The organism is Candidatus Obscuribacterales bacterium (genome assembly GCA_036703605.1).
Taxonomy (GTDB): domain Bacteria; phylum Cyanobacteriota; class Cyanobacteriia; order RECH01; family RECH01; genus RECH01.
Genome location: DATNRH010000802.1, coordinates 1 through 2,009 on the forward strand (window position 1 = coordinate 1; position 2,009 = coordinate 2,009).

Annotated in this window: 2 protein-coding genes; both read left to right on the top strand. The window is 53.3% G+C overall.

What is annotated here, in order from left to right; translation table 11 throughout:
- On the top strand, positions 1-702 hold a 702-nt coding region (locus tag V6D20_16715), incomplete at its 5' end, for an ADP-ribosylglycohydrolase family protein (protein HEY9817422.1).
- Positions 703-891: 189 nt separating this feature from the next.
- A partial coding sequence (locus tag V6D20_16720) for a site-specific integrase (GenBank protein HEY9817423.1) occupies positions 892-2,009 on the top strand: 1,118 nt, incomplete at its 3' end.

The window sequence follows — 2,009 nt, forward strand, 5'->3', positions numbered from 1 at the left end:
TGGACAGATGATACTGCCCTTGCCCTCGCATTAAGTGATGCAATCCTGCGTTCGCATCCCCATATGTTTGATCCCATCCTATGCGCCGAGAACTTCGTAGCATGGGCAGACACTGGAAGGTTTGGAACAAGGAACCACTGCTTCGACATTGGTTATACGACAGCTATAGCCATTCAATCCTACAAGTACGGCAAGGAAGGCAACGTCTACACCGGCCTAACTGGCAAAGAGTTTGCAGGTAACGGAGGCATCATGAGGATGGCCCCCGCTATCATTGCGTCTAACACTCAGGCTGAGGCTGGTGCTCTTGCCGTGCAGCAATCCCTACTCACCCACGCTGCACCTGAGGCTATCATGTATACGGTGGCCTTGGCTGAGGAACTGTGGTGGGGCAAGTCAATGGCTAAGTACGATCATCTTAAGCTGCCTAAGGACACCCCTCGTAGTGAGGTCATGTCAGGTGGCTATGTGAAAGAGACATACCAGTGTGCGTGGTGGGCTATCCACAACACTTGCTCTTTCGAGGCGGCACTGATACTAGCCGTGAACAGAGGACACGACTCCGACACTGTTGGCGCTGTTACAGGGCAGTTAGCTGGCAGAATATACGGCAAGTCCAGCATCCCTGAGCGTTGGCTCAAACAACTACACCAGCGTGAGCACATCGAAGACACTGCAACGAGATTGCTTAAGCACAGATAATAATAGGGGTGACAATGAAATTCAGAGTACGAGTTGAGTTCGAGGATGGTGACGTTGAGTTTCTTAACGTGAACAAGAGTAGTTCATCAGAGGCTATCCTGTATGCTATCAAACATATCCATCGACCAGACATTGACAAGGTGCAGACCCTGCCAGTGGATAGCTTTTGGTGGAACAGTGGAGGACACCATGAAGATCAGAACGCATTTCTCGGAGGAGTTGCCTGAGGACGCATTGCCTGAGGGTGATCGGCCTCGCTATGTGCAAGTGTGCACCTACGCAGATGGGTCAGAGTATTTCAGATACAACCCGCCTCAGGTCTATGTTGATGCAGGCATCGTCCCTCGGGAGGTGCTGGCTGGTGATGAGCTAGAAGCGTACCGTCAGGCTGATGAGTACAACAGGCTGATCGATGAGTTCCGTTTCGGTACTGAGCGTGTGAAGGTGGCTGAGAAAGATGCCACCCTCACTGCTCTCTACGAGGACTACATCGAGTCGGCTGACTTCAAGAAGGTGAAGGCTGACACCAAACGTCAGTATCACTACTTCCTTAAGACCATGCTTGAGACACCCGACAAGAAGGGTGAGCGTCTAGGTGATAGGCTGTATGAGTCAGTCACTAGCCCTGATGCGAAGCATGCCTACGACCAGTGGGCTGAGCGGGGTACTCACTTCGCCAACCACGTGATCACCTGTGCCTCACGCTTGTATCGCTATGGCATGAGCATGGGCTACGTGCACCACAATCCCTTCGGTCTGGTCAAGCGCAAGGGAACCAAGCCTCGCCGTACCAAGTGGAACAGGGAGCAGTTGACTGCCTTCCTCGACACTGCCTACTCAGACTTCGGGTGGCGCAACGTGGGGCTCATTGCACAGATGGCATACGAGTGGGGCCAGCGACTAGGCGACATGCGTATGCTGCAGTGGGATGGCACTGACGAACTCGGTCAGAAGTTTGGTATAGATTGGGACAACCAGACTGTGACCATCATCCAGAGCAAGCGAAGCAACACTGAGTCTGAGTCCATCGTGGCCCAGCCCATCAGTGATGAACTCTTTGCCATGCTCAAAGAGCAGCATGAACTGTTCGACTTCCAGCCTTACGTGGCTCCCTATGTAGGTAAGCGTTCCACCAAGCTGCGTACCGATGGGAACTATGGGCCTTACACACTGGAACTGTTGAGCAAGACTGCTCGCCGTATCATGGACAAGGCAGGTCTGCCTAAGGAACTGCGCCTGTCTGATCTGCGCCGCACTGCAGTGACTGAACTGGTGGACGGTGGAGCCACGGACAGTGAGGTTATGGC